Origin of the sequence: Clostridium thermosuccinogenes (assembly GCF_002896855.1) — a bacterium.
GTDB classification, from domain to species: Bacteria; Bacillota; Clostridia; order Acetivibrionales; family DSM-5807; genus Pseudoclostridium; species Pseudoclostridium thermosuccinogenes.
In genome coordinates this window covers 1,606,910-1,629,681 of record NZ_CP021850.1, presented here as the reverse complement: position 1 = coordinate 1,629,681, position 22,772 = coordinate 1,606,910, and the positions used below count along the sequence as shown (strand labels likewise).

General features: G+C 40.7%; 21 protein-coding genes. 6 read left to right on the top strand and 15 right to left on the bottom strand.

What is annotated here, in order from left to right:
• The first annotated feature begins 423 nt into the window (after positions 1-423).
• Positions 424-1,281, top strand: coding sequence for an AraC family transcriptional regulator (locus CDO33_RS07055; RefSeq protein ID WP_103081979.1), 858 nt, complete (start codon positions 424-426; stop codon positions 1,279-1,281).
• A gap of 49 nt (positions 1,282-1,330) precedes the next feature.
• Here CDO33_RS07055 and CDO33_RS07050 read toward each other — a convergent pair whose 3' ends face one another.
• From CDO33_RS07050 to rpsO, 5 genes are all read right to left on the bottom strand, one after another.
• Entirely contained in the window at positions 1,331-1,909 is a 579-nt protein-coding gene (locus CDO33_RS07050) for a dipicolinate synthase subunit B (RefSeq protein WP_103081980.1), read from the bottom strand.
• 5 nt (positions 1,910-1,914) lie between these two features.
• On the bottom strand, positions 1,915-2,787 hold the full coding sequence (gene dpsA, locus CDO33_RS07045) for a dipicolinate synthase subunit DpsA (RefSeq protein WP_103081981.1): 873 nt from the start codon (positions 2,785-2,787) through the stop codon (positions 1,915-1,917).
• Positions 2,788-3,303: 516 nt separating this feature from the next.
• The gene (locus tag CDO33_RS07040; protein WP_103081982.1) at positions 3,304-4,566 is read right to left on the bottom strand and encodes a M16 family metallopeptidase; all 1,263 of its coding nucleotides are present in this window, start codon (positions 4,564-4,566) and stop codon (positions 3,304-3,306) included.
• A 362-nt stretch (positions 4,567-4,928) separates the two neighbouring features.
• Positions 4,929-7,037, bottom strand: coding sequence for a polyribonucleotide nucleotidyltransferase (locus tag CDO33_RS07035; RefSeq protein ID WP_103081983.1), 2,109 nt, complete (start codon positions 7,035-7,037; stop codon positions 4,929-4,931).
• Positions 7,038-7,485: 448 nt separating this feature from the next.
• Complete coding sequence (gene rpsO, locus CDO33_RS07030) at positions 7,486-7,749, bottom strand: 30S ribosomal protein S15 (RefSeq protein WP_103081984.1); 264 nt, start codon at positions 7,747-7,749, stop codon at positions 7,486-7,488.
• A gap of 601 nt (positions 7,750-8,350) precedes the next feature.
• Between rpsO and CDO33_RS07025 the strand changes: the two genes are divergently transcribed.
• Both CDO33_RS07025 and CDO33_RS07020 read left to right on the top strand, forming a co-directional pair.
• Positions 8,351-8,560: a spore coat associated protein CotJA gene (locus CDO33_RS07025; protein ID WP_103081985.1), complete on the top strand. Its 210-nt coding sequence runs from the start codon at positions 8,351-8,353 to the stop codon at positions 8,558-8,560.
• Between the two features lie 15 nt (positions 8,561-8,575).
• Positions 8,576-8,818, top strand: coding sequence for a spore coat protein CotJB (locus CDO33_RS07020; RefSeq protein ID WP_103081986.1), 243 nt, complete (start codon positions 8,576-8,578; stop codon positions 8,816-8,818).
• Between the two features lie 371 nt (positions 8,819-9,189).
• Here the strand turns inward: CDO33_RS07020 and CDO33_RS07015 are convergent, their stop codons facing one another.
• The gene (locus CDO33_RS07015) at positions 9,190-10,554 is read right to left on the bottom strand and encodes a DDE-type integrase/transposase/recombinase (RefSeq protein ID WP_207655289.1); all 1,365 of its coding nucleotides are present in this window, start codon (positions 10,552-10,554) and stop codon (positions 9,190-9,192) included.
• Between the two features lie 274 nt (positions 10,555-10,828).
• Here CDO33_RS07015 and CDO33_RS07010 point away from each other — a divergent pair, with 274 nt between their 5' ends.
• Positions 10,829-11,434: a manganese catalase family protein gene (locus CDO33_RS07010; protein ID WP_103080614.1), complete on the top strand. Its 606-nt coding sequence runs from the start codon at positions 10,829-10,831 to the stop codon at positions 11,432-11,434.
• Positions 11,435-11,595: 161 nt separating this feature from the next.
• Here CDO33_RS07010 and CDO33_RS07005 read toward each other — a convergent pair whose 3' ends face one another.
• The 3 genes from CDO33_RS07005 to CDO33_RS06995 form a co-directional block, all read right to left on the bottom strand.
• Positions 11,596-12,240, bottom strand: a complete 645-nt coding sequence (locus CDO33_RS07005) for a TraR/DksA C4-type zinc finger protein (RefSeq protein WP_242973369.1) — start codon at positions 12,238-12,240, stop codon at positions 11,596-11,598.
• The gene (locus CDO33_RS07000; RefSeq protein WP_103080613.1) at positions 12,237-12,548 is read right to left on the bottom strand and encodes a DUF5665 domain-containing protein; all 312 of its coding nucleotides are present in this window, start codon (positions 12,546-12,548) and stop codon (positions 12,237-12,239) included. The genes CDO33_RS07005 and CDO33_RS07000 overlap by 4 nt, the downstream gene beginning before the upstream one ends.
• Positions 12,549-13,029: 481 nt before the next feature.
• The gene (locus CDO33_RS06995) at positions 13,030-13,299 is read right to left on the bottom strand and encodes a hypothetical protein (protein ID WP_103080612.1); all 270 of its coding nucleotides are present in this window, start codon (positions 13,297-13,299) and stop codon (positions 13,030-13,032) included.
• Between the two features lie 429 nt (positions 13,300-13,728).
• Here CDO33_RS06995 and CDO33_RS06990 point away from each other — a divergent pair, with 429 nt between their 5' ends.
• Positions 13,729-14,514: an S-methyl-5'-thioadenosine phosphorylase gene (locus CDO33_RS06990; protein ID WP_103080611.1), complete on the top strand. Its 786-nt coding sequence runs from the start codon at positions 13,729-13,731 to the stop codon at positions 14,512-14,514.
• A 594-nt stretch (positions 14,515-15,108) separates the two neighbouring features.
• On the opposite strand, the gene CDO33_RS06985 is transcribed toward CDO33_RS06990, so the two are convergent.
• Positions 15,109-16,317: an IS256 family transposase gene (locus CDO33_RS06985; protein WP_103080776.1), complete on the bottom strand. Its 1,209-nt coding sequence runs from the start codon at positions 16,315-16,317 to the stop codon at positions 15,109-15,111.
• Between the two features lie 128 nt (positions 16,318-16,445).
• Between CDO33_RS06985 and CDO33_RS06980 the strand changes: the two genes are divergently transcribed.
• The gene (locus CDO33_RS06980; protein WP_103080610.1) at positions 16,446-16,664 is read left to right on the top strand and encodes a DUF6485 family protein; all 219 of its coding nucleotides are present in this window, start codon (positions 16,446-16,448) and stop codon (positions 16,662-16,664) included.
• Positions 16,665-17,581: 917 nt separating this feature from the next.
• On the opposite strand, the gene CDO33_RS06975 is transcribed toward CDO33_RS06980, so the two are convergent.
• From CDO33_RS06975 to CDO33_RS06955, 5 genes are all read right to left on the bottom strand, one after another.
• Positions 17,582-18,568, bottom strand: coding sequence for an N-acetylglucosamine kinase (locus CDO33_RS06975; RefSeq protein WP_103080609.1), 987 nt, complete (start codon positions 18,566-18,568; stop codon positions 17,582-17,584).
• A 14-nt stretch (positions 18,569-18,582) separates the two neighbouring features.
• The gene (locus tag CDO33_RS06970; RefSeq protein WP_103080608.1) at positions 18,583-19,872 is read right to left on the bottom strand and encodes a 6-phospho-beta-glucosidase; all 1,290 of its coding nucleotides are present in this window, start codon (positions 19,870-19,872) and stop codon (positions 18,583-18,585) included.
• Between the two features lie 117 nt (positions 19,873-19,989).
• Complete coding sequence (locus CDO33_RS06965) at positions 19,990-20,727, bottom strand: PHP domain-containing protein (protein WP_103080607.1); 738 nt, start codon at positions 20,725-20,727, stop codon at positions 19,990-19,992.
• 134 nt (positions 20,728-20,861) lie between these two features.
• Entirely contained in the window at positions 20,862-21,785 is a 924-nt protein-coding gene (locus CDO33_RS06960) for a carbohydrate ABC transporter permease (protein WP_103080606.1), read from the bottom strand.
• Positions 21,786-21,816: 31 nt separating this feature from the next.
• Complete coding sequence (locus CDO33_RS06955) at positions 21,817-22,767, bottom strand: ABC transporter permease (RefSeq protein ID WP_103080605.1); 951 nt, start codon at positions 22,765-22,767, stop codon at positions 21,817-21,819.
• Between the last annotated feature and the right edge of the window lie 5 nt (positions 22,768-22,772).

Here is a 22,772-nt window from a genome sequence, read left to right as displayed (position 1 = left end):
TGTGATGCTGCGCATCCAAAAGAGCAAAACGGAAGAGTGCTTTCCCCTGCATCCGGTGCTGCGCCTGTATGCATGCTTCTGATTTTAATTTTCACCGTCCCTTCAACGGATTTACCCTAATTAAAATCAGAGTCTATATCTTCACTTCTTACTTCTGGAAACTATATTCCAGAAATATTTGGGCTGTCTAAAATTATCGAAATATCTGCCAGGGTATTCTATAGTATATATTTCGCTTATTATAATCAATTACTTTATTATGAACTAATAATTTTAAAAGTAAATGTACATTTTTAAAAAAATGATGTATATTTTTATATAGGTGCCCTCTATAAAATAGAACGCAAAAATTTACGATAAGATATTTAGCAACAAATATGTTATAATCACAACATAGCATACAGTAATAACGGAGTGATCTATATGTGCGATATGGGATTAAATCCCGAGAGTTTTAACCCAAGGGTATTATATATTTTTAAGAAATCGTTTCCCGGGGATTATGTGATAAATCAGCATTCCCACGATTTTGCCACTTTCATTTACACACTGTCCGGTTCATGCACCTATTATATTGAAAACAACTGTTATACAGTGAAAAAAGGCGACCTATTAGTCATAAATCCAGGTGTATGTCACTATAAAGTTGTTGACAAAAGCGAATCTGTTACTCAATTCCATGCCGGCTTTAACAACCTGTCCATTCGAGACTTGCCCCGGGATTTTATAATCAGCCAGGACGCTTCACCGGTAGTAAACCTTTCCAAGTATGAGTATGATTTTGCCAGAACATGCTCGGAAATCCTTAATGAACAGGAAAAAAATGAGCCTGGCTTTGAACTGTTCCTGAAGTCGGCTGTGATGAAGCTTATAGTGTTGATACTGAAAGCGACCAATATCAATTCCTTCTCCAGGAGGAATTCACAAAATGATTCCAGCGCTTTAGGCTTTGAACCCTATGACAAGACTAATGTGGTAAATACAATAATATCTTATATAAACGACAGGTATATGGAGGAAATCTCCCTGGAAAAGATATCACAGAACACTTATTTGAGCCCTGTGTATATATCCAAGATTTTTAAGGACGAAACAGGAGATTCACCTATAAATTATCTGATAAAGGTCAGATTGTCGAAAGCCAAGGAGTTGCTGGAAGAAGGAAAAGTATCAATAAAAACAGCCGCAAAAAGCGTTGGCTATCACGATGCCTATTATTTCAGCAAGCTTTTTAAAAAGTACTATGGTTATCCGCCTTCTAAGGTATCAAAGAGTGCATGAAAAAAAGGGGACACTTAATTTAAAAGTGTCCCCTTTCTTCAATAGCCCCTTACCTTAAAATAGGCTGTATCTGTTTTCCCTTCAAAGCCTCCTGTATGGTAGGGATCAGTAAATCCATCTTTGCCACCAGCGAATTCACTTTCTTTTCTGGGTCATCCTGCTCGAAAGGAACAAAATATATGTTTTTTGCATTCAGCAAAACTCCAAGATTCTTGGCGTTGTTTCCCAGGGCATCATTGGTGGACACAGCCAGCACCACAGGCTTCTGGTTTCTCAAATGAGCCTTGACGGCCATGGTCACAGGTGTGTCATTTATTGCATTAGCCAATTTGGCAAGAGTATTGCCCGTGCATGGAGCAACAACAAGAATATCCAGGTGACCTTTAGGGCCTATAGGTTCTGCGGCGGCTATTGTAGATATTATGTCCTTTCCGGTTATAACTCTCAATCTGTTTTTCCATTCAATAGCGCTGCCATATCTGGTATCCGTCTTGTCTACCGATTCAGAAATTATGGGATAAACATCCGCTCCCTCACCGACAAGCTTCTCTATCTCTGCAAATACCTTTGCAAAGGTGCAAAAAGATCCTGTCAGGGCAAAACCAACCTTAACCCCCTCAAGCAACATAAATACTACACCCCCAACTCATCAATAATGTTATATATTGTGTCCTTCATAAACTTTGCAGCTGTTACCGGAGCTACTTTGCCAGGAAGGGACAACGCCCATATAACCTTAATTCCCATTTCTTTTGCCTTATTGAAGTCGACTCCTCCCGGCTTAGACGCAAGATCTATGACAAGGCAGTCCTTCTTCAGCGCTCCAAGTGAGCCGGCTTCAAGTATGACATGGGGTATTGTGTTGAACAGGACATCCATCTGTCCAAGATACCTATCCATATCATCAAGATAAACCGGTTTATATCCGTAACTTCTTATCCAAGCAATATCTGCATACTTCCTGGCTGCTACGAAGACGTTTGCCCCTATGCCGTGCAACATTTTGGAAAGGGCCTTGCCAATCCTGCCAAAACCTAGAATCATTGCATTGCAATCATGAAGAGTTATTGGCATTTCTTCTATGGCAATCTGGATTGCTCCCTCTGCGGTAGGTATGGCGTTTAACACCGCCATCTCTTCCCTTTCAAGCAAATCTACTACATAGACGTTATATATCTGGGCGAGCTGCTGTATCTTATCGCCTATTCTACCGGCAATAAACAGCTGATTTTTGGACATCTTTTTGAAAACTTCGTTTATGTATATCTTATCCGGAAAAAACGGTGCATTAAGCGTCTCATTGTCATTAGAACATGGCAAGGGACCGATAACCACATCCGACTCGTCTATAGCCTGCATCAAATCCTTGCTTTCCTCGATTCCCAGGTCGAATTCCGCATTACTGAATCCATATATATTTACAGCATTTCCATCATCAGCAATCTGATTGGCTAATTTCAAGCTTCTTAAATCTCCACCTATGACTGTGTACTTCCTTTTGCGCATATAAATCTCCCCCTTTTAAAATTCAAGTAGTACTTCTGCTGGTTGATGTCGGTCAACAGCTCAATGCAACATGGCTTACTTATAGCTAAAGCCGCCAGCAAGCATATGTTTCGGATACCAGAACCAAAAGCGAGCCATAGTACCCGAGTTGTACTTTAACAGTGCAGCTTTCCCATCTATGACGGTCCATACCATGTGTCTGCTTGTTTTTAAGGCTTTGCCTTCCCTATATATTATGTATCTAGGTTTTTATGGGTGCTTGTATAGCCAGGGACAGATTTTTGCACAAAAAAAACAGAGATTTGATCTCTGTTTTCCTAAAGTATAAATATACTGCCATATCAAGTATATTGCTTAAAGTATTGTGCACATCAATTATATGGCATGAAAGTACTGTCACACGATGTGGGCATATAGCATAAAACATTGCCGCATATCAGGCATATAGCATGCAATCACTGCTATACATTGGGTATAAGGCATAAAAGTATTGCCTTGCATTGGGCAAGGCAATTGTCACATGTCTTTTACCAGCATTTTTACATCAAATTCCTTTTTTATATTACCGACAGCCGTAAATCCAAAGTTGTCCAAATCAAAAATAGTGTTTATGACTTCAACCGCCTGGTCCATATTTATATCATCAATCTTTTTCAGAATCTCTTCCGGAGTGTTTATATACCCTAGCAGCACTTCAGACTTTCCTATGCTGTTCATTCTGCTGCTGGTGCTTTCCAAGCCTAAAATAAAGCTGCCTTTCAGTTGAGCCTTGGATTTTTCCAGTTCATCCGGAGTGATATGATCCTTCTTAAGCTTCTTAATTTCTTTTGAAACCAGTTGAATAACAGTTTCCAGATGCTCCGGATTCATACCGGCATATATTGTAAAAAGCCCGGCATTTTTGTAGGAAGAAGGGTAGGAATAAATGGAATAAACCAATCCTCTTTCTTCCCGTATTCCCTGAAACAGCCTTGAACTCATGCCGCCTCCGAAGATATTATTTACAGCAAGCAGCGTATATAACCTGTCATCTCCCTGTTCAAGTCCGTTAAATCCCATGCACATATGAATTTGCTCTGTATCCTTTTCCTTTATGTTTACTTCCCTTTTGAACTGTGCGGCTTTAAAACTCCTCCTGCCGTCAAATTCAGAGCTCCACCCTCCAAAGTATCTCTCCACCAAAGCTATCAACCGATCTTCATCAAAGTTGCCCGAAACTGATATTACACAGTTGCCGGGAGTGTAATTCCTGGCGATATAGTCTCTGATAATATTATTATCTATCCTGTTTAAGCTTTCCTCCGTGCCCAAAATGGGATATCCCAGCGTATCTCCACCCCAAACGGTTTCAGAAAGCATATCATGCACCAATTCTTCCGGTGAATCCTCATACATCCTTATTTCTTCCAGTATGACTTTACGCTCCAGATCCATGTCTTTCTTATCGAATCTGGAATTAAAAAACATATCTGCCAGCACGTCCAAAGCAATATCTAAATTATCATCCAAGGTTTTGGTATAGTAGCAGGTGCATTCCTTGCCTGTAAAGGCATTTATTTGGCCGCCTATGTTGTCAATGCTCTCGGCAATTTCCTTTGCGCTCCTATTGGTCGTACCTTTAAACATCATATGTTCTATGTAGTGGGAAATCCCGTTGTTTGCAGCATTTTCACTTCTTGATCCCGTTCCTATCCATATGCCTGTTGACACTGACCTCACATAAGGTATCTTCTCATACACAATCCTCAAACCATTGTTTAAAGTGATTTTTTTGAACATGTTTCCTCCAACCTAAATCTACTTTGTTATTGTGGTATACCGTGGAAAACAATTTCTTGAAGGCTTGCTTCCCCAAAGTGCGGTAAATTGGAGTAAAAATACCTGCCATTTTTTGCGGCTCCAACCGGTTGATATAAGCTTCGCCAGATTAAGTTGAAGGAGCCTTAAAGCCATTGTTTTCCAATGTAGCAGAAAAATACTTGCTGTTTTACTGATAGTTCATAGCCTAGCTTTCTACATTTAGACAACTTAATCGCCGGCAGCTCAATGTTGCATTTCACAACTATCTTATAAAATTTAAGGCGCAAACACCATGTTTACGCCTTGCTTACAACCTATGATGCGATTTCTGACGCTAATTCTTAGTTTTCTTTCCTCTCCTCTTCCTCAGACATAGCATCTTTTCTTGAAAGGTTTATTCTTCCCTGCTTATCTATATCAATAACCTTTACAAGAATCTCGTCACCTACATTGACCACATCTTCAACTTTTGCAACCCGCTTTTTATCAAGTTTGGAAATATGAACCAGGCCTTCCTTGCCAGGCAGAATTTCGACAAAAGCTCCGAAGGTTGTTATCCTCATTACTTTGCCCATATAAATCTGACCAGGCTCAACATCCTTGGCAATACCATCAATTATCTGAATGGCCCTCTTGCCTGCCTTGATATCAACACAGGATACAAATACCTTTCCATCGTCTTCTATATCAATTTTTACCCCGGTTTCCTGAATTATCTTGTTTATCATTTTTCCGCCGGGACCGATTACATCCCTTATCTTATCAGGGTCAATGATGGTTGTCAGTATCTTCGGAGCATAGGGTGAAAGTTCTTTTCTGGGTTTCTCAATAGTTTTCAGTATGACATTGTCAATAATATACTCACGACCTTTGCGGGTCAATTCAAAAGCTTGCTCTATTATTTCGTATGTCAGACCTTCTACTTTGATATCCACCTGTATTGCTGTTATACCTTTCTTTGTTCCTGCAACCTTAAAATCCATATCTCCGAAGAAGTCCTCAATTCCCTGAATATCCATGAAGGTTTTGAATCTTTCCGGATTATTCTCATCTATGACAAGGCCGGCAGAAATACCTGCTACCGGACTCTTTATCGGTACTCCGGCGTCCATAAGAGCCAGGGTGCTTCCACAAACACTACCCTGGGAAGTAGAACCATTGGACATCAGCACTTCGGATACCAGCCTGATGGCATAAGGAAATTCCTCCTGGCTGGGAATCACCGGCTCAAGGGCTCTTTCAGCCAGAGCTCCATGGCCTATTTCTCTTCTTCCGGGACCTCTTGAGGTCTTTGCTTCTCCCACGCTATAACCGGGGAAGTTGTAATGATGCATATACCTTTTTGATTCCTCAAGATCTATACCATCCAATATCTGAACATCACCAAGAGCTCCAAGAGTGGCTACGGTAAGCACTTGGGTCTGTCCACGCTGGAACATGGCTGAGCCGTGCGCCCTTGGCAGCAGTGCAACCTCTGCTGAAAGCGGCCTGATTTCATCCAGCCTTCTTCCGTCAACCCTCTTGTCTTCTTCTAAGATATATTCTCTTACAACCTTCTTTTCCAGCTTGTATATAGCTTCATTTATCTGGGTCTCCATTTCCGGAAAGGACTCAGCAAGATGCTCCTGGATTTCCTGAGTCAGCTTTTCGATTTTTGCATCCCGGTCCTGCTTGTCCACTGCCAAAACAGCTTCTCTCATTTTCTCATATGCAAACTCTTTGACAGCAGCAAATATTTCTTCCGGAACCTCATAAGAGGTATACTCAAACTTAGGCTTTCCTACTTCTTTCCTGATTCCCTCAATAAACTCAACTATCCGTTTAATGTCTTCATGTCCTCTCTTGACCGCATTCAGCATCACATCATCCGGCACTTCGTTGGCTCCGGCTTCTATCATCGTTATCTTGTCCTTGGTGCCGGCAAGAGTCACATACATCTGACTCTTTTCCCTCTGGGCGGTATTCGGGTTTATTACCACTTCGCCATCCACCAGTCCCAGCACTACTCCACCTATAGGACCATTCCATGGTATATCGGATATGCTTATTGCAGCTGAGGTACCTATCATGGCGGCAATTTCCGGTGAGTTATCCTGATCCACCGATAAAACCGTATTTACTATGACAACATCATTTCTGAGGTCTTTGGGAAATAAAGGCCTAATAGGCCTGTCTATAACCCTCGAAGTCAATATTGCCTTTTCCGACGGTTTTCCTTCCCTCTTGATAAAACCACCGGGAATCTTACCTACTGAGTACAGTCTTTCCTCATAATCCACGCTCAAAGGGAAGAAGTCTATCCCTTCCCGCGGTGTAGCGGATGCAGTGGCAGTTGAAAGTATAGCTGTATCACCATATCTTACTAAAACAGATCCATTTGCCAGTTGAGCCATTTTTCCGATTTCAATCGTTAATGTTCTTCCTGCCAATTCCATACTGAATTTTTGCATTTTTATGCCTCCTTCTGCATAAAAACTACAGACTGTAGCATGTAGATTCTGCACTAATATGCTTAATACAAGGAATTCATCAATTAACTGCCGCCGCCATATTAGTGTACAATCTACCGTCTACCGTCCGTAGCTTTTACATCAAATTTATATTATTTATTATTGCACAAATTTTATTTCATATTTAACAAAATAAATCCTGCGCATCATGCGCCAAAAATATGTAAAAATGTCAAGGCACTGCGGCATTCCTTGTAAGCATACTTAAGTTCTGTGCCTGAACATTAAAACAACGGAAGAAATTGCGTAGCAATTTCAAAACACCGTTTCAACGAGGCGGGAGATTTTAACTCACCGTCTACTGTAAAATCAGGTGCCCGCCACCTATGAGAGGTGGGGGACATCTTTAGCCTCGCTATAAAACAATGAGCGGACTACTCCGCTCATCTTATTTTCTAAGGTCAAGTTTTTCAACAATAGCACGATATCTCTCAATATCGTTTTCCATGAGATAATTGAGAAGTCCTCTTCTTTGACCTACCATCTTCAGAAGACCTCTTCTTGAATGATGATCCTTCTTATGAATTTTCAGATGCTCATTCAAATGGTTGATCCTCTCCGTAAGTAAAGCTATCTGAACTTCCGGAGATCCTGTGTCGTTCTCATGGATTTTGTACTTGTCTATTATTTCCTGCTTTTTTTCCTTTAACATATAAACCCTCCTTATTATAAATCGCCATTAGCTTGGTAATCGGTCGGAGTTTTCCGATAACCTAGCAAATGGTTTCTAAATATCATACTAGAGTATTTTATCATAACAGTAGGATAATTGTAAATGAGTAATTTAAAATTTTACAAATTTTACTTCATTGATATTATAAGCCACCTCCGCCACCTGCAAGTATCATTTCCCGCTCCAGCAAAGCCTCTTTTTCCTGCAAAGCAGGCTTCATTCCCTTCATGGAAAGGTTCTTATTATGTTAATCTTCCAAGTCGACGTAATTCTTGAGTTCTTCCGGATAAAGAATAGAAGTCCTGTTGCTTCTCAATATTTTTATGTTTGCAGGTTTCAGTTCCGCAATCTCAATGCACCAATTGATAAGATCAAGAATATTATGTAAATAGGATAAAGCTGCTCATGTAATTCATCCATCCTACGTGAAAGCAGCTTTATGATTTTAGCATCGGCTTAGTCTTAACTGGTATTATGACAACAATTCAGTTAAAGACAGCTAACATGTTATTTTGAGCATTTTGGCAGTTAAAATGGCAGTAAGCATTATATTGCAGCAAACTATTATGGGGGGATTAAAATGGATATGAAAAAACCTTTAAACCCGATGGCGGTGGCACCACATAGTTTTCCGGCATGGCCGCCTTCACCAATGCTTGCCCATGCTTATGTTCCTTTCCAGCATATGGGCAATATTTTTAATCCTATGGAAGGCTTAAGCAAAGGCACCATTTTCCCTGAGCTTTACAGACCATACGGCGTAGACCCAGAGTATACTGTAGATGCCTAGATTGGAGGTAATATTATGGATAGTGCAAGGGAAAGATTGTTAAGGGAAGTGATGGCAGCGGATTTTACCCTTATCGAACTGAACCTGTATCTTAATACGCATCCTTACGACCAGAGGGCCATAACAATATTCAATGAATGCCTGCAAAAAGCTAAAGCCTTAAGGCAAAATTACGAGAGGCTTTATGGTCCCATAACGCCTATGACTCCAAGCAAATGCCCATGGCAGTGGATAGAAGATCCATGGCCGTGGCAGTAAAACCGCCGGCGAAAAACCCAAACCATTATAAATTGCCGATAAACTACAACTCAGGGTAGTGTCAAAAGTTCTATGAAAGAATAAAATTTTGACGCCAGAAATGAGAGTATTTACCAAATATGCACATTGGAAACCAAATAAGCAACAAGAAAAACCATGGGAATATAATACCTGTGGATTTGATGGATAACCCGCCCGAGGCATGGATAACAAGTGGATAAAGCATTGGCAACGAAAAGCGTGTTGCCAACACTTTATCACACAAGTTACCCACACCCCTCAAATCAGCGGGTTACCCACAAACTCCACAGGTTCGGCGGCGACTGTTTTGCTATGCTATGCTACAAAAATAAGAGGATGAATTTCGTTCCTTAAGCAGATTGTTGGGCTTTGATGTATTCTTGGGACATTTTAATGAGTGTAACCCACCTGGCAGGCATATTAGGCCGGTCTTTGAGCTCTTCTAAGACCACCGGCACCCTGCCTTCCAGAGAGGAATGAGGCCTTAGGAAGTTGAAGTAGGCTACAAACAGTGTAAGGAAGGATACTGAACCTGCATAGTTGTTAAAACCGTTGGTGGGTCTGTAGTTTCCCTTGAAGGTGCGGTTTAACCTTTCGATGATCTGCTTTAAAGGCCTGTATTCTTCGGAGATAGGGTCGTCGTTGGTAAGACCGATTACCTGCTTTATGTCAAAGTGGATGCCGTACTGGGCGAAATAGTGTTGAGCAAGCATGTAAATAGGGTTCCCGTCAAAGATCAGGGTAAGATCCTCAGGAAGCTTATCGAACTTGGACAATGCTTCGTCAAGAGCATAAATTGCAGCTTTAACATCACGGTTGGCAGAGACGGGGTATGAGAGGATAATCTTCTTTACTGCGTCGAATATAAAGAATACGTAATGCCATTTGCCCAGAACCTTTATGTACGTCTCATCCCCGCAGATGGAATCTGAGAGATCATACTTGTAGTTGTCAATGAAGGGTTTAATGTTTGTGGCAACAGCATCGGCATAATTTGATACCGACTGATGAGAAACACTTACACCATGTACTTCACGCATAAGGGCAGCTGTCATCCGGGTAGAAAGGCCAAAATTGACATGGTATGTAAGTATCAGCCCCAGGACGTGAGGAGAGACATAAAGCCTTGATATATCTACACTCGGAGGCTGGGAAGGCTTTCTTACCAAAGGCTCAAAGTCAATATCAAACTCCCTGTAGATGTAATGGAGCTTGAAATCATGTGGAGAAGACTTGTAGCGCTGCTTGTCTTCCTCGGACATGGAATTGAGCCTGTCAAGGTAATAGGGGCACTTGGAGTTGGTGCACTTATGTACGTTGAAGTCCTTACGCTCTTTCTTAAGTTCCAGTGTCCTTCCACAGTGGGGGCAGAGGAAGATGAGATTTTTTAGGTAACGGTTTTTCTTGTTGAAAGTGCACTTGCAGACTTTGCATAAGTACTGGCCTTTACCACCGGTATTGTCGTAAAGGTATTCATGAGGAGCTCCACATCTTGGGCAGGCCATAGTATCAGGGACTGTAGAAGCTTTTCTCCTTGTAATAGGGGTTATAAGCTTACCGGTTTCCTTGAGATGATTTGAAATAAGCTGCTTATAATCAAGCTTCTCAAGTGTCTCAATAATCGGCATGGTATCCACCACAAGCTTGCGGTAAGGCTTCCTAACAGGCTCATCGTAGTACTTGCGGACGGATCCTTTACTAAAGAGTGCACACATGAGGTAAATGATAATTTTAGCTTGTATTTGAATGTATAGTAGTAAAACTGTTATAATGTTGTTCAAAGGTACTTAACTCCTTTCTTTGGGGGTTGTCCAGCAACAACATTATACCAAAAAAAGGGCAAGTACCTTTGCCTTTCTATACATTCTTAATTTCCAGTTAAATGAGGGTAAAACCCTTAATAATATAAAAGCAAGTAAAACCAAGGGTTAGAGGTCAAAAGCATATCAAAACTTTTGACACTACCCAACTCAGAATGGAGGTTTATATATGTGGGTTTATGAAAAAAAACTGGAATATCCGGTAAGAATCAAAAACAGAAATCCCAGATTGGCAAAATACATTATAACTCAATACGGCGGCCCGGATGGTGAACTATCGGCTTCTCTCAGGTATCTGAGCCAGAGATTCAGCATGCCCACTGAAGAGGCAAGGGCTACATTAAATGACATAGGCACCGAGGAGCTAGCCCACTTAGAAATCGTTGGCACCATCGTGCACCAGCTCACCAGAGGCGTACCCGCCGATGTTATGGAAAGGGAAGGTCTTGGTGCTTATTACGCAGATCATGATCATGCCATATATCCTCTCAGCGCGGCAGGTACTCCATGGACGGCGGCATATATCCAGTCCAAGGGAGACCCTATAGCAGACCTGATGGAAGACCTGGCTGCAGAGCAGAAGGCAAGAGCCACTTATGAAAACCTTTTGAACATGGTGGATGACCCTGATGTGCGTGAACCTCTCAAATTCCTCAGGCAAAGGGAAATTGTCCACTTCCAGAGATTTGGAGAAGCTTTGAGGATAGTCGAAGAAAAGCTGGCTCAGAAGAAATTTTATATAAAGAGTCCCGGCTATTTGAATAAAAAATCCTGAATAAAGCCCTATAAGGGCTTTATTTGTACATATGCCAATAAATATCCTGGTCTTTTGCTTCTTACATTGCATACCTTTTGCTTTATCTTTTTTCTTGCAAGATTGCCTCAAAAGGCATATGAGGGATTTATCATCCACTACCCGGTTGACCACACGTAGCACTAATCCGGAAGCTGCCTTTTGTATTCATCATTGGTCACTCGGTCCATATCATCCACAATACCCTGCTGGTCTATCTCATTGGTGTAGAACTCTTCATAATCGTGGTATCCACCCAAATCCTGAGGGCTGTCAGCACTGCCATATTTCATCAGATCATTGAAGTAATCCATGCCTTCATGCTCGTCATCCTCCCGGCGGTTTAAGTATTTTCTACCAAAGGGTGCGTCCCAGATAAGTTCCTCCACCGGGCGTTCATTATCCAGCACCCTCGGTGTTACTTCCTTGCTTTCCTCGCACTTTATGCATAGCCTGGCATAGGGAAGAGCTTCTAATCGTTCATAGCTTATCTCATCTCCACAAAAGGCGCATTTTCCATAGGTTCCTTTTTCTATTCTGTCTAAAGCATCATGTATTTCCTTGAGTATATGCTCCTGGTGAACTCTAAGGGCGTTGTTCATAGTTGTCAGATACACTTCGCTTCCCAGCTCCGCAGGATGATTGTCATAGCTGGAAAGCTCGTTATTTGAAAACTTGTCCTGCTCCCCTGACTTATTCACCTTCATGTTGTTTATGGTTTTTTCCACGTCCCTGCCCTGCTTAAAGAGCATATCCTTAAAGTGTTCCATATTCGACCTGTCCATCATCTTAAGCCTCCTCTGTTATTCAGATCCTCCTGTACTATTCTAACTATCTCACTGATAAATTTGCCAATAACAGGCAAATTCCAATCCACTATAATTTCCAACAAATATATGACCACCGCACCCAGTATTGTGACACCAACTGCTATCCCAAATCCTCTTGAAAGCCCGGCAAGGAAATTTGACCATAACAGTCTTTTGGGATGTTCAAGATAGTTAACATATTCTTCGATTTTTGACCTCTCCATTTTCACGGCTAACTTGTCAACTTTCCGGCTGATTTTCTCCAATAGGGCTTTTTCTCCTGGCATAATCAAACCTCCTGTAGATATTCTGCCCATTATAGTGTTTTATTAATATGTGTCCGTGCGAAATTATATAAACCGATATCAATCCAAATATCGGTATGAATCCAAAAACTAAAAGCTATAGCATATAAAGGATTATTTCCTTATCACATGCTTTGCCAATTTCACTGTATACTCCCTTATTCATCCATCCTTTCCGGACACATTATGCTGTGTAAAGCCTCTATTGTGCCGTATTGGTCGTCATCAGTATTATAGCTGTCTAAATCTCTTCTTGCTTTATTCCTGGAATAACTTTTAAGGGTTCATATATGAATTATTCTTCAGAACATAATTATTCTTTAAAATTAATCATTCTTTAAAATTAATCATGCAATTAACTACTCTATATCTAATTAATTGTTCTTTAAATTAAATAATCTATAAAATTGAATAATCAAAGTAAAATGAAGCTCTTATTTCACCTCTAATGCGGCATATAAGCCTAGTTCATATGAGCATTTATCATCGTGACTTCATTTCTCCGGGATTCCAATGTTCTCATTTTCATCAGCAGGTAATCACAGTTGAAGATGTCCTTTTGCAGGATACCTCCGATGTCCGCCAGCCTGAATTTGATCATTTCCATCATTTCCTGTATCTCGCTCTTTTCCGATGAAAAATCCTTCATAGAAATCATATTCAGAAGATCGCCGGTTAACTTGTATATATTCTCCAGATCACTTTTTATTTCATGGGTCAATATTTCTGACATAAAACTCCTCCTCATACCACTAAAATTGATAGGAATTCATCCTACGGAAAGACAGATGCACTCTATCCAAAAGAACTCAAAATCCATTCCCTTCGTCAGAGTTTCCAAAATCTATTCACCTGCCGTCATCTGAATTCATTCCAACTCCAATAAAAAGCTACTATAATATAATCAGTTTGAATTCAGCTAATTGAAATGGATGATTGTTGCCCCGAAAAGTGGTGTCTTGCAGCTATGCTCTTAAGTAGTGAATCCTTTCTACACAATCAATACATCCATTATTGGCTGAATTCATTCCTAAACTATATAATCATAGTATACTCAGAATATTTGATGTATAATATTCAATAAGTTAATTACCATATTGTTGAATTAGAAAAAAGTAGTTATGCTTGATTGCGTTAATCAATAATCTTGAGGAGGTTTTTTATGGAATACAAAGCTGATATCGGTGTATTCGGAGGCTCAGGATTTTACTCGTTTCTGGACAATGTTGAAGAGTTGGAAATAGATACCCCCTATGGCAAGCCCAGCGACAAATTCACGCTGGCTACATATGAAGGAAAGAGGATTGCCTTTTTGCCCCGCCATGGCAGAGACCACCAGTATCCTCCCCACATGATACCCTATAGGGCAAATCTCTATGCCATGAAACTGCTGGGAGTAAAAAAAATTCTGGCGCCCACATCTTCAGGAAGCCTTCAGCCTCATATAAAACCTGGTGATTTTGTCATATGCGATCAGTTTGTTGACCGCACCTGGGGCCGCAAGGATACCTTCTATGATGGTCCTGAAACTAGACATACCAGTGCTGCCCATCCTTATTGCCCGGAGCTTCGCGCTCTTGCAGTGGAAGCCGGCAAAAACCTGGGACTGACCATTCATGAAAAGGGAACGGTGGTAGTGATACAGGGGCCAAGGTTTTCCACCGTGGCAGAAAGCCGCTGGTTCAGCAAAATGGGATGGGAGGTCATTAACATGACCCAGTACCCCGAAGCCTATCTTGCCCGGGAGCTGGGCATCTGCTATGCCAACATTGCGCTGATCACCGACTATGATGCAGGCCTGGAAGGCAGGGATGATATTCCCCCCGTCACAAATGACGAAGTGCTCAGGGTGTTCAATGAAAACATTGAAAATGTCAAACGCCTGCTTTTTGAGGTGATAAAAAGAGTAGACCCGACTCAGGACAAATGCTCCTGCAATAAGGTATAAGCGGAAGAAATGATGTATATACAATTATGCTGTAACTTATAATCATTTATATCACATCCTCATAGGCAGAAGAATCAATATATGTAAGACATACATGTTACCCCCGGAGGGAGCAGAAGTATGAGACTCACCTTTAGATACTGCTCCTTCCGGATATGCCAATGCCATAATTACTAGGCTTCCGGGACAACATTCGGCAAAGCTTTCTCCAACATTTTCCCCGGCTCCAGGAGACTTGGAAAATAACTTCCATGCCGCAGTTTTGGAATACTTAACTAACTAATATAAGATTAGAATTAGCATCTTTATTAGATAGTCTGAACTATATTATAATAAATTTGACACGTGCCAATAAGTCAAGTCCAAATTTGTGTGTAAATTACCTCGGTCATTAAGCAGTAGCTAATCAAACGATACCTAAGCGTTTATGCCGCGAAAGCTGTTGACAATGAGTACATGGCATGTTAGGCTGTTAGCCGGGCATCACCACTCCAGCATAAGACTTCACCTCAAAGATGAGGGGGGATGGCCCTGATGCCTGAAAACATGCCATGGGAGGCTCATTGTCAACAGACCGTGGAATAAATGCGATTTCTATGCAGCAGTGCCAGACTTGGATTCCTTATTCTGCACTTGATAATATAGCTGCATATCAAAGTATTTGCGACCGGTCTGCCATTTCTCATCCTGCTCTATTAATAAGGCCCCCATGAGCCGGATAACGGATGCAGCATTGGGAAAGATTCGAATGACCCGTTCTCGGCGACGAATTTCTTCATTCAGTCTTTCCACACCGTTTGTAGTACGAAGCCTCTTACGATACTTCAAGGGTAGTGCAAGAACAGCAGTAATATCATCAAACGCCTCGTCCAGGAGAGCTGTGGCTTTTGGTGCTTTGACTTCATATATTTGAATAATATGGTCTCTGATTTTACGAGCACTCTCAAGGTCAACAGCCTCATAAAGCTGATGCAGTTCTTCCTTCATTTCAGCCTGCAATGCTTTAGGCGTATGATCCAGCATGTTCCTGGAAAAGTGGGTTTGACAACGCTGCCAACTAGCGCCTTGAAAATGTTTTCTAACTGCATTGACCAACCCTTTATGGTCATCAGAGGTAACCAGGCGCACGTTCTTTAACCCACGATCTTTGAGAGAAGAAAAGAACTCACCCCAACTGCTTTCTGATTCGCTATTTGCTAGCTGAAACCCGATGATTTCACGATAGCCATCTTCGTTAACGCCAATGGCAATCAGCATGCCTCTCGATTGTATACGTCCATTTTCCCGCACCTTAACATAGATGGCATCCACCATGAGAAAGGGATATTGGCTTTGCAACGGTCTTGTGCGGAATGCTTCTATCATCGGATCCAGGTTCTTGCAAAGTTCTGAGATGGTCGATTTTGAAAACTTTCTACCACATAGCTCCTCTGTTATTAATTCAACCTTTCGAGTAGAAACACCATTGATGACCATCTCCATCATAGCAAGCATTAATGCCTGTTCACTACGCTGATACCGAGCAAAAAGCTCTGTAGTGAACTGCCCATTGCGATGCCTGGGAACCCGCAATGTGAGCGTACCAACTCGAGTTGTTATTTGCCTATCCCGAAATCCATTGCGGTATGCGGTTCTTTCTTCGGTGCGCTCATAGGGTTCCGCACCTATTTGCTCTGTAGATTGAGCCAAAAGGATCTGGTTGAAGATTTCCTCCAATAATTTGGAAAATGCTTCTTCCTTACCATTTGATAAAAATAATCCGTGCAAAAGTTCCTCGGTTATAGTAATATTAAACTGAGCCATGGTTCATCCTCCTCGGTTTGGTATTTGTTTGGCAACTTATATTTTAACCGAGGTATGAGCTTTGGCTCAACTTCTTTTTACACCATTATATAGACTTAATCGTGCCAATACCACAGAAAGGAGTAATTATGGAAAATAGTAAACATTTTTGTACATGTACCGATTTAAGTTGCAGGCTGAATCCTCATAATAACTCTAAGGGGTGTGACCTTTGTATAAAGAAAAACCTTAAAGCAGGAGAAATTCCAAGTTGTTTTTTTAAACTGGTTAATGATGATATTTCTGAACTTAAAGAGTTTACAATTGACAGTTTTGTTGACTTTTATCTTAGAAATAAGAAACAGTAAATAACTGCTTGTGTTGGTAAGTATTCAGTTTTCATACTCTCTTGATTCATAATCTCTTGATTATGTAAATTAGAGGTTGGAAGCAAGCTTATTAGAACGCTTTAAGACATATTGAAGAAAGGGCATATTATATACAATGTATCCTTTCTTATGTTTTCAGCGATTTTTCAAAACGGGTTCTGATAAAGATTATCCTTTTTTCATCTTACTGTGCTATGCGACCAGCGCTCAGAAAACGCCAAACAGACCTCCGACCGGAATTATTATAAATAATCCGATAAACACAAAGACAATTCCTGCATGAAACATAGCATTAAAAAACAATCCTGCTTCTTTCATGAACAAATGACTCCCTGATAATTATAAAAAGCTTTTGAAAAAGTTTATTTATTCCGTTAAGTTCAGTTGCTTTGCTATAAGCCTTATCGGCAGCTCCTCCCACTTGTAACATGAGCTATTGGCCTTTCAAAATTCTATTGCCAAAAGCATTTAGTTTCTCAGAAGGTTCATATTTTGTACGATAACACTTTCCGTTCAAAAACAGGAAACTTATGACTGGAATTTTCAATTTACTGCAAAATCAAACTGTTAATTGCTTATCTCGCTTAAACTGTAAAACTCTTTTTTCATAATCATGCTCCATACTGTTCCAAAATCATATCATTTTCATGAGATAGCGTCAAAAACTCAATTAAATCCAAAAAGACACACCCCACTTTCACACATGAACTCCAGATTTTAAACCTGATAGTGGGGTATGTCTTCCCATGTCCGCATGTTTTAATGCCGTCATAAATTCTTTTTTATTAAAATTCTTCAACGTTATTTTTCTGTTATGAGTTGTTTTGCGTCTTTTAAATATTTTTGCCGTATGTACAAGCATATACTAATATCTGTCAGTTCTTTACCATTGTCGTTCAAAATTGCGATGTGACCTTCTCAAACAAATTATCTATTCTGTGCTCTGTTCTCTGCAAGGCCCAAATTACCGCACCTGTAACCGGAGGTTTCTGCAGGATTATGAATTCAGGCTTTTTATCGGGATTCTTGTCTATTACCTCCTTCTTAATGGCATTCACTAGCGAAGGATTGCTACCCTTGACGTTTACTGAACCGGCAAGTACTACCTCTATCACATCTCCTTCTTTGAAACCCAACTCATGTATGGCACCATTTACTGATTTGCCAAGGCTTTCCCCTACAAACTCCAGAATGGATATGGCCGTTTCATCCCCTTTATTCGCAGCTTCAAAAACCATTTTTCCTATCTCGCCTGCAGATATGATTCCGCTGCTCAATGCCTCAGGCATCACTTCCATAAAATCGTATTTCGAGCTGATCTGAAGCTTTTCAAACAGCATATCCTTCAATATAGTATAAGGCTCCAGACGGAACAGATGGTCATAAACACATCTTATGGCCTCCATTCCGATGCTTCCTCCGCCTCCTACATCCCTGGTCAGGCTCCCCTGCCCGCCAATCTGAATCATTTTGCCCTCTGCATTGATGCCGGCTATGGTGCATCCTGAACCATTGATTACGCAAATGCCAACACCTGACGGACATCCGGCCTTAACACCAAGATATGCATCATTGAATAAAACAAAATCTTTTATACCCAAGTTATCAATGATACTTGAAATTATCTTATGTTGTTTCCTTGTATCCACTCCTGCCATCCCAAACGCACTGGAAACTATATCGCCAGCTGTTATGGAATTTCGTGAAAACAGAGAGGACAACAAATCTTTCATTTCTTTCCTAAACCCGTCAAAGCCACCGTCCAATACCTCATGATTGGTCGGACCCCATTCCAGCATATCCACCTTGTTGCCGTCAATATCAAACAATGCAGCATGGGTTTTGGTAGCTCCACCATCCATACCCAAAACATATTTCTTCATAAGCAACCTCCGTATCAAAGCTTGAACTGCGGTAAAAACTCCTTGTTTGCCTGCAACATTTCGTCAAGGACACCTTTTGCTTTTACATAATCGCCAATGAGCGGGTGAACCATAAGCGCAGCCAATGCCGCATCATAGTCGCCGGTCAATCCTGCTTTTACAGTGAGTTTCTCATATGCCTTGACCGCTCTCATCAGCCCGATGATGTATTGATTATCAAAATTATTTATCTTAACAGGCGTTGCTCCGTTTTTATTAACCAGGCATTTTACTTCGACCACATCGTCCTTATCCATGAAATCAAGAGCGCCATTGTTCTTAACGTCAACTACATGGTATTCGTTCTTGTCATTTTCAATGGCATCAATTAAAGAGACAGCCACAGTGGAATAATTTGCTCCACCTCTTTTTTCAAGCTGCTTAGGCTTTTCATTCAGTTCCGGTTGCTGATAAAGCTCAAGAAGTTCCTCTTCAATAATCTTGCATTCTTCGCCTCTGGTTTTTTCTTTTTCTTTGCATTCCTGTATTTTCTTATCACGGAAATAGTAATAATCAAGGTAACCTACCGGAATGCCGCCCGTTGCCCTCAACAGAACATCATCCCGTTTTGTTTCAGTCAGGTTCTTCAGCTTGGCAAATTCCGTATTCGAATTCAGCTTTTCTGAAATTATATTCTTTCCGTCTGCATAGATGCCGGTAATCCAGCATAAATGATTGAGCCCTACAAAATCATAATCAAATTCCTTTGTACCCTCAGGAAGCATTTCCTTGGCACGTTTTATCATCCCGTAAGGGCCGTTGCACAGTCCAATCATTTTTACATTGGAATTATTCAGCACTGCTTCTGCAATAATCCCCGAAGGATTGCTGAAGTTGATCATCCAGGCGTCAGGCGCCAGCTTCTCCATCTTTCTGGCAACATTCATGATGACGGGTATGGTACGAAGAGCATTCATAAATCCGCCGGCACCGGTGGTCTCCTGCCCCAGCAGGTTGTATTTCAGCGGTATTTTTTCATCCAGGATTCTGGCATCCAGCTTGCCGGCTCTGACCTGGCAGATGACATAATTTGCGCCTTCCACGGCTTCATCCAAGCTCTTGGTCATTACCACCTTAGAATTTATTCCACCCTTTCCCAACATCCTTTTGGTAAACTGGTAGATTATCTCCAGTTTTCTATCATCTATATCCATCAGATAAAGACTGTCCAGTTTAAGATTATCTTTTCGAACTATCAATCCCTCAATAAGTTCTGGCGTGTAGGTGCTTCCTGCACCTATGATAGCAAATTTTAACTCCCTCATACATTTATTTCCCCCTTTTGAAATTAAATCCATCTATGGATAGTATATCAGTATTGAGGATATAAATAAAGATCTTTGCTATATTTATATCCCATCAAGAAAGTTTATTCAAATTTTTCATTCAACGATGTTGCCTTCCCTGTCAGTCACTTTACCGTCAATAATCAAGTAGCCATCTCCTGCACGCAGAGCCTCAATGAAATGCCGGATATCCCTCAGCTTATACTTGAATGCCATACCTGAAACACCCAATCCGCTCAACTCATGATCCAGTTGGTGAATATCCGTTCCTGAGGTGCGAATCAATTGCGGATTGGCTCTGGCCAGTTCCCAGGCTTTATAGTTGAAATTATCCGGGTCATCAGATGACCCGTTATTAACCTCAATGGCATCAACAAGATGGATCTTTGGACTTGCTGGACTCTTTATATACCATGCCTCTCTATATGGATGAGCTTGCGATATAAATCCGCCTACCCCCCTTATAAGTTTACAGTATTCTTCAATGGATAAATTCACAATTTCCGGGTGATCAAGCAAAAATTGCTTACCAATATTATAGGTCAAATAATCCTCTCCCAACGGGCGATTGCTATACTCAAACCCAAAGAATACGTCAAGCCCAATCCTGTCTCCTTCAGCTTTTGCTATTTCATATCCCCTTGTGAAATTGCTTACCTGTTCTTCCCAACTTAACCCTTTCCATTGCTCCGAATCCGGGTTAATAAAATGGTCTGTCACAATTATTCCAGCATATCCGGCTTCATAATGACCCCTTACCATTTCTACCGCAGTGCTTTTGGCACATTTACTAACTTCGGCAGTATGCAAATGAGTTTCATATTTGTAAAACATATACTTCTCCTCTTTCCATTATATTCTTCACATAAGTATTAAAATATTTTCAAACATTCGTATATAAATGCTTATCGTTATATGTTCAACATCTATACCTTAAACACGATTCACAAATACGGGCTTTATAAAAATCATCCCTTCAGGGATCCTACCATAACGCCTTTAATAAAGTACTTCTGAGCAAAAGGATAAACTACAATAATAGGCACACTGGACACCACTATCAGCGAGTATTTTAACAAGGCGGCCAGATTCTGTTTTGCCTCCATGAAAGCTGTGCTCTTGAAATCGTTGCTGGCAATTTCATTTTGTACCAGAATATCACGGAGTACAAGCTGCAGTGGATAAAGCTTAGGATTGTTCAAGTATATCAAAGCACTAAAATACGAATTCCAGTGACCGACTGCATAAAATAAGGTAATAACGGCAATGACGGCTTTTGACAGCGGAATAACGATTGAAACCAAATACCTTATGTCAGAACATCCGTCCATCTTTGCAGATTCCAGCAGTTCATTCGGTATATTGCTCAAGATAAAGGTTCTGACGATAATCATGTTGTATACGCTCAGGGCACCTGGTATCAGCATTGCCCATATTGTGTTCACAAACTTAATTTGAGTCATCAGTATATAAGTAGGAATTAACCCCCCACTGAAAAACATGGTAAATACAAACAGCAACATATAGAATCTTTTGCCTTGAAATCTTGGCCTGGACAAGGGGTAAGCCGCTATCAGGGTCATTACGACATTTATAAATGTGCCTGCAACTGTATAAAACACGGTATTTCTAAAACTGGTAAGAATCCTTTTATGAGAAAAAACAGCTTTATAACCGTCTAAGCTTGGATCTACAGGCCAAAGGATAACTTTACCCGTACTTACAGCAGTCGCCGAAGAAAAAGATGCAGAAATAACAAATATTATCGGGTATAAAACTAATAATACAAACAAAAAAACAAGGGTATAGGTGACAGCATACAATATTCTATCTTCAATCGGATCTTTAATCCTACGCTTTTTTGATTTGGCTGCCGTTTTTGTCACAGTCATGATTTTCAACTCCTTGATTCAATCTCCCAGTCTACCAAAGACTTGCCTCGCTATCGCTCAACTTACGTGATAACTGATTTACCAATACTAACAGAATGCAGTTGATTACAGAATTAAATAACCCGATCGCTGTAGCATAGGAAAAATTATTAGATCCTGCCTGCATACCCACTTTATAGACATACGTTGATATAACCTCAGAATAGGACTGATTTAAACTGTTTTGCATCAAATATACTTTCTCAAATCCTACATTCATAACAGAACCGAAACGCATGATCAGTAATACAGCTGCAGTAGGCAGAATTCCGGGAAGTTCGATATGTATCATCCTTTGGAAACGGGTTGCTCCATCAATTTGTGCTGCTTCATGCAATTGAGGGTCAATTCCTGATAAAGCTGCAAGATATATAATAGAATTCCAGCCCAGGCTTTGCCATACATCGGACCATACATATAAATGTATAAAAGCCTTTGGTTGACCAAAAATATCACTGGGATACATTCCATTGGTCAATAGGCGGTATAAACCACCATAAAGTCCGGTCACAGGGCTTAAAATCTGCATCAGCAACCCCACCATTACCACGGTGGAAATAAAGTGGGGCATGTAGGTCACAGTCTGTACAAATTTTTTTATCCGCATGCCGCGCATAGTATTCAGTATCAATGCAAAAATTATCGGCAGAGGGAAACCTGTTGCTATTGAATATATTGAAATTCGGAGCGTATTGATTATCACGCGCTTAAACATGTATGAATGAAAAAAAGTGGAAAAATGTTTAAAGCCAACCCATTTACTGCTCCAAATACCGGCTGTTGCCTTAAAATCCTTGAACGCTATCTGTAAGCCAAACATCGGGTAATACGCAAATATTAAAATATATATAACCGGTAGCAACATCAACAAATGAAGCTGCCATTGTTCTTTAAAAATATTTACCCACGACTTTCGTGAACTCCTTTTTTTTATCGCCACCATAATCA

Excerpts from the sequence above, each read along its gene's own strand:
- CDO33_RS07055 (WP_103081979.1), top strand. The coding sequence starts at position 424 with ATGTGCGATATGGGATTAAATCCCGAGAGTTTTAACCCAAGGGTATTA.
- CDO33_RS07050 (WP_103081980.1), bottom strand. The coding sequence starts at position 1,909 with ATGTTGCTTGAGGGGGTTAAGGTTGGTTTTGCCCTGACAGGATCTTTT.
- dpsA (WP_103081981.1), bottom strand. The coding sequence starts at position 2,787 with ATGCGCAAAAGGAAGTACACAGTCATAGGTGGAGATTTAAGAAGCTTG.
- CDO33_RS07040 (WP_103081982.1), bottom strand. The coding sequence starts at position 4,566 with ATGTTCAAAAAAATCACTTTAAACAATGGTTTGAGGATTGTGTATGAG.
- CDO33_RS07035 (WP_103081983.1), bottom strand. The coding sequence starts at position 7,037 with ATGCAAAAATTCAGTATGGAATTGGCAGGAAGAACATTAACGATTGAA.
- rpsO (WP_103081984.1), bottom strand. The coding sequence starts at position 7,749 with ATGTTAAAGGAAAAAAAGCAGGAAATAATAGACAAGTACAAAATCCAT.
- CDO33_RS07025 (WP_103081985.1), top strand. The coding sequence starts at position 8,351 with ATGGATATGAAAAAACCTTTAAACCCGATGGCGGTGGCACCACATAGT.
- CDO33_RS07020 (WP_103081986.1), top strand. The coding sequence starts at position 8,576 with ATGGATAGTGCAAGGGAAAGATTGTTAAGGGAAGTGATGGCAGCGGAT.
- CDO33_RS07015 (WP_207655289.1), bottom strand. The coding sequence starts at position 10,554 with ATGTGTGCACTCTTTAGTAAAGGATCCGTCCGCAAGTACTACGATGAG.
- CDO33_RS07010 (WP_103080614.1), top strand. The coding sequence starts at position 10,829 with ATGTGGGTTTATGAAAAAAAACTGGAATATCCGGTAAGAATCAAAAAC.
- CDO33_RS07005 (WP_242973369.1), bottom strand. The coding sequence starts at position 12,240 with ATGATGGACAGGTCGAATATGGAACACTTTAAGGATATGCTCTTTAAG.
- CDO33_RS07000 (WP_103080613.1), bottom strand. The coding sequence starts at position 12,548 with ATGCCAGGAGAAAAAGCCCTATTGGAGAAAATCAGCCGGAAAGTTGAC.
- CDO33_RS06995 (WP_103080612.1), bottom strand. The coding sequence starts at position 13,299 with ATGTCAGAAATATTGACCCATGAAATAAAAAGTGATCTGGAGAATATA.
- CDO33_RS06990 (WP_103080611.1), top strand. The coding sequence starts at position 13,729 with ATGGAATACAAAGCTGATATCGGTGTATTCGGAGGCTCAGGATTTTAC.
- CDO33_RS06985 (WP_103080776.1), bottom strand. The coding sequence starts at position 16,317 with ATGGCTCAGTTTAATATTACTATAACCGAGGAACTTTTGCACGGATTA.
- CDO33_RS06980 (WP_103080610.1), top strand. The coding sequence starts at position 16,446 with ATGGAAAATAGTAAACATTTTTGTACATGTACCGATTTAAGTTGCAGG.
- CDO33_RS06975 (WP_103080609.1), bottom strand. The coding sequence starts at position 18,568 with ATGAAGAAATATGTTTTGGGTATGGATGGTGGAGCTACCAAAACCCAT.
- CDO33_RS06970 (WP_103080608.1), bottom strand. The coding sequence starts at position 19,872 with ATGAGGGAGTTAAAATTTGCTATCATAGGTGCAGGAAGCACCTACACG.
- CDO33_RS06965 (WP_103080607.1), bottom strand. The coding sequence starts at position 20,727 with ATGTTTTACAAATATGAAACTCATTTGCATACTGCCGAAGTTAGTAAA.
- CDO33_RS06960 (WP_103080606.1), bottom strand. The coding sequence starts at position 21,785 with ATGACTGTGACAAAAACGGCAGCCAAATCAAAAAAGCGTAGGATTAAA.
- CDO33_RS06955 (WP_103080605.1), bottom strand. The coding sequence starts at position 22,767 with ATGGTGGCGATAAAAAAAAGGAGTTCACGAAAGTCGTGGGTAAATATT.